This is a genomic window from Eudoraea sp. (assembly GCF_049665975.1).
GTDB lineage: Bacteria > Bacteroidota > Bacteroidia > Flavobacteriales > Flavobacteriaceae > Eudoraea.
Genome location: NZ_JBATGR010000253.1, coordinates 1 through 5,011, shown reverse-complemented (window position 1 = coordinate 5,011; position 5,011 = coordinate 1). Strand labels below are relative to the sequence as shown.

General features: G+C 39.3%; 2 protein-coding genes and 1 pseudogene. All 3 read right to left on the bottom strand.

Annotated elements, in window-relative coordinates; genetic code table 11:
• Positions 1–234: pseudogene (locus WBN20_RS09175) on the bottom strand (NrfD/PsrC family molybdoenzyme membrane anchor subunit); the annotation flags it as partial.
• A gap of 35 nt (positions 235–269) precedes the next feature.
• Positions 270–3,392 (bottom strand): TAT-variant-translocated molybdopterin oxidoreductase, encoded by a 3,123-nt coding sequence (locus tag WBN20_RS09170; RefSeq protein ID WP_424281470.1) that lies wholly within the window; start codon positions 3,390–3,392, stop codon positions 270–272.
• Positions 3,393–3,425: 33 nt separating this feature from the next.
• A complete protein-coding gene (locus WBN20_RS09165; RefSeq protein ID WP_424281469.1) occupies positions 3,426–4,811 on the bottom strand; it encodes a cytochrome c3 family protein in 1,386 nt (461 codons plus the stop codon).
• Positions 4,812–5,011 lie beyond the last annotated feature (200 nt).

Here is a 5,011-nt window from a genome sequence, read left to right as displayed (position 1 = left end):
CCAGGCCCAGTTTACTGTTTTATTGAGACCCCAAACTCCAATACCTGTGGAAATTGTATAAATTATAGCACCTACACCCCAAAGGAATGCTGCCAATGCAATGGAAAAAACAATCCACCACAGTCTGTTAGCCCGTCCTTCAATCGGAGCTGCAATATCTACCGATACATCATGGTAGCCTTTGTCCCCAAGAACTAAGGGTTTACGTATTGGTGCTTCGTAATGCGACGCCATATAGTTTTATTATAGTTGTATTCTTTCTTAATTTATTATGCCTCATTTGTGTTTCTCACTTTTACCTGATAAAACACATTTGGTTTTGTTCCCACACTCTCTAATAAGTGGTACATCCTGTCATTCTTCTTTAATTCTGTTACCTGGCTTTCATCATCATTTGAATCTCCAAACACAATTGCTCCATTACTACAAGCATTTGAACAAGCAGTCTGAAACTCACCATCTATAATTTCTCTTCCTTCACGTTTTGCATCAAGAATTGTCTTTTGGGTCATCTGGATACATAGAGAACACTTCTCTATTACGCCTCTGGAGCGTACGGTAACATCCGGATTAATAACCATTTTACCAAGATCATTATTGAAATGGTAATCAAATTCTTCATTATTATTTAATAAGAACCAGTTGAACCTCCTTACTTTATACGGGCAGTTGTTGGCACAGTATCTGGTACCTACACATCTATTGTAGGTCATATGATTCTGACCCTGACGACTATGAGTTGTTGCAGCCACCGGACAAACGGTCTCGCAAGGAGCATGGTTACAATGCTGACACATTACAGGTTGAAATGCAACCTGTGGATTAATCGCAGCCAGCTCCATTTCTTCAAAGCCCGACTTTGTCTCTGAAGCTCCTGAAAATTCATCTTTTTTAGTATTATCCTGGTCAAAAGTATCTTCTGAAGAATAATATCTGTCTATTCGCAACCAATGCATATCTCTCGATTTGCGAACCTCTTCTTTACCCACAACAGGCACATTATTCTCTGCATGACAGGCTATAACACACGCACCACAACCAGTACAGGCGTTCAAATCTATTGACATATTAAAATGATGTCCTATAGACCTGTCAAAACTATCCCAAAGATCAACTGTAGTTGCAGGAACTTCCTGATGGTTTAATGACACCTGTGGTACATGATTCCATTCCGAATGATCTTTTGTATTAAATATCTCTAAGGTCGTCTCCTTTATGATATCACCTCTACCCATAAGGGTATTATGCAGTTGAATACATGCAAACTCATGCATTCCTGATGCCTTTTCAAGAGTTACATTTTGAATGTTATTAAAACCCTGATATAACGCATAAGCATTAACACCGGTTTGCATTTCAGTTTTCATACCTACTTGCCTGCCAAAACCAAATGATAGTCCCACAGTACCAGCGGCCTGACCTGGCTGAATAATAACCGGAACATTATTAAGCGAAACTCCGTTAACCGTAAGTTTAGCATAACTTCCATTCAGACCTCCATTAGCTACGTTTTCATTTATCAATCCTAATGAGGAGGCATCTGCTCCAGATACTGTAACATAATTATCCCATGAGACCCTGGTGATAGGATCCGGAAATTCCTGTAACCAAGGATTATTAGCTTGCTGACCGTCACCCATCCCAATTTTTGGATAAAGAACAAGTTCCATTCCATCGGCAGATGAATTTGCCAGTGAACTTACCGCGGAAGAAATTGGTGCTATTGCTGTATTAGCTTCGGCTTGTTGATCCATTGTCTGATCAACAGAGCTTTCATTTGTTGTAGATGTTTCTCCTTCTGTATTTGATTCTAATTCAAAAACACCATCATGAAGTGCTCTATTCCAGGAAGCCTCTCCTAGAATACCAGAGTTCCATGTCTCTTTTATATAGTCGTAATAACTTAATTCACTACCCATCCACTGCAGGAGTGACTGCTGAAATTGCCTGGTATCAAAAAGTTCTTTTATGGTAGGTTGTATAAGACTGTAGTGTCCTTTCACTAATTCAGCATCTCCCCAGGATTCCAAAAAGTGATTAGAAGCAGCAGTAAATTCTGTAATTTCTGTGGTCTCATTCCAATTTGTAGAAAAAGTAACCGATAAATCTACTTTTGCAACACCTTGAGCAAACTCAGAAGCGTTCGGCAGCGTGTACATAGGATTAACACCATCCATGATCAAAGCGCCCACTTTTCCTGAATTCATATCCTGAATGAGCCTATTAACAGCCCGGCTATTTCCCTGTCTGATATATCTTGGCAAACTTGGGCTAAAAGCAATACTGCCCAACATTTCATTTATTGACAAAGCAACCGCCTGGGCGTTTACATCATCCAATCCTGTTACCACAACCGCTTTATTCCCCGCTTTCTTTATTTCTGCGACAACATTGTCAACCGCTCTGCTGATATTATCGCTAAGATCAACATTAACAGAACTATTATTCAGTTTACCAAATAAACTCGCCAGCGCCTTTTTTTGTTCTGATGGTTTTATTGCAATTCGCTTATCGGCATTTGCTCCGGTAAGAGACATATTGGATTCAAACTGGATATGCCTGGACATTTTACCATTTTTGGGAATTCTTCCTTTGGAATAACCACTGTCATAACCTCCACCTTGCCAATCGGCCAGGAAATCTGCACCAAAAGAAACAATGATTTCTGCTTTTTCAAAATCATATGTCGGTAATGCCCTTTCTCCAAATTTAGCTTCAAAAGCAGCTAAAGCCGCATCTTCGCTTATGGCATCATAAGCAATGTGATCTACGTTCCCGTATACTTCCTTAAACTCACTTATTAATTTTGTGGTAGACGGACTTGCATAAGTTTGAGTGAGCAATACTATTTGCTTCTCTGAGCCTTTTAATGCTTCCAACTTATTTTTTACCGAAGTGTCCAATGCAGTCCACTCTGCAGGTTCTCCATTTGCTAATGGACCTTGTAATCTCGTACTGTCATATAAAGAAAGAACAGATGCTTGTATTCTGGCATTGCTATTACCATTTGTTTTTGCATCCTTATTATTTTCCACTTTAATTGGTCTGCCTTCCCGGGTTTTTATCAAAATACTGGCAAAATCATAGCCATTAGCTATAGTGGTTGCGTAATAATTCGCGATACCCGGTATTATTTGCTCAGGCTTAATAACATAAGGTATGGACTTTCTTACAGGACCCTCACAAGCTGCTAAAGAAGCGGCGGCAGTACTAAACCCTACATATTTCAGAAAATCTCGTCTATTTGTCGTACTGGCAGACAAATTCTCCTTATCCCCCAGAAATTCATCAACTGGTATTTCTTCCGGAAATTCGTTTTGTCTTAGCGTCTCCACGATGGAATCGTTGGGATTTAACTCCGCTTCGCTTTTCCAATACTTTTTTGATGCCATACTATATATCTGTAATTAGATGCTTATTTATTTCTAATAGTGACACTTGCCACATTCTAAACCGCCCATTTGAGCAGCAGTAAGGTTTTCAACCCCATATTTTTTGGATAACTCTTCATGTATTTTAGCATAGTAAGCGTTGTCCTCTACCTTAACATTTGTTTCTCTATGGCAATTAATACACCATCCCATGGTCAATGGAGAATATTGATACATGATTTCCATTTCCTCCACGGGGCCATGACAAGTTTGACATTCAATACCTGCAACGGAGACGTGTTGAGAGTGATTAAAGTAAGCCAAATCTGGCAGATTATGAATCCTTACCCATTCTACCGGCCGACTTTCTCCTGTATATTTTTGATTCTCTTCATCCCAACCTACCGCTTTATAAAGTTTCTTAATTTCCCCGGTATAGAATTCATTTGTATACCCATTTGCCAAATCTTCAGGACTTGGACCTTCAGGATTCCCTTTATATTCATAAATAGATTTATGACAATTCATACAGACATTTAAAGAGGGGATTCCAGAATGCTTAGATACCCTAGCCGACGAATGGCAATATTTGCATTCAATTTTATTATCCCCCGCATGCACCTTGTGTGAATAATGTATGGGCTGAATTGGGGCGTAACCTTGATCTACACCCACTTGCATCATCCATCCATAAGCAAAATATGCGCTCGCCAATAAAAGGAAAATAGCAGATACGAGTACCAGAAATTGGTTCTGTGCAAATGCCTTCCACAATGGAGTTCGTTTAACAGCCCTATCTTTTTCCATTGCAACGCCGTTGGCCTCGGCTATGCGTTGCAAAGTATTGTTGACTAAAAACAGCATCATCACCAGTAAGGCAAAAACAAGTACAAGGGCTCCCAAAATGATTTCATTAGTAATCCCGGAATCACTACCACCCTCGATTGCTGTAGTTGCCGCAGCAGCCGCAACCGGTGCTGGAGGTGGAGCGGCAGTATAAGCCAAGATATTATCAATGTCTGCATTGGAAAGTGTAGGAAAAGCGGTCATCGCCGCCTGATTGTATTCTGCATACACTTTGGTTGCATACGCATCTCCGGAACTAATCATCCCAGCACTATTCTTAATCCATGCATATAACCATTCTTTATCCAATCCTTCATCTTCGGCAAGTCTGGATTCAACATTAGCTAAGGCCGGCCCCGTCATCTTTCGATTCAATGCATGACAGGCTGCACAATTCTGATTAAATAATTGTTTCCCTTTTGCAACATCACCAGAGCCTGAATCACTAGACTCAGCGGCAACTTCAGTAGCCACTTCATCATTTTGTTCCGGGCTTCCTTCCTGGGATAAAAGAGAATTTGAAAGGAGTAGAAAAACTACTAGAGTAAAAGTAAATAGTTTAGAAATCTGATGGCGGTACAAAACCTTTTTCATATTTAAAATATTTCTATCTTAATTCTGGCAAGATAATTACTATTACAATAAGACAATTAAGGTAATTTATCGCCGCTCAAATTGAGGACAAAAATAAGACTTTGACTTTATTTGAGAAATGTTAAGGGTTTTATAATTTATAATTTATATTAATTCTAAATAAGTATGAAAACTTTTGTTTAACCTGCAATAAATTACTT

Bases quoted from the DNA above. Each gene is read 5' to 3' on its own strand.
- WBN20_RS09170 (WP_424281470.1), bottom strand. From the start codon at position 3,392: ATGGCATCAAAAAAGTATTGGAAAAGCGAAGCGGAGTTAAATCCCAAC.
- WBN20_RS09165 (WP_424281469.1), bottom strand. From the start codon at position 4,811: ATGAAAAAGGTTTTGTACCGCCATCAGATTTCTAAACTATTTACTTTT.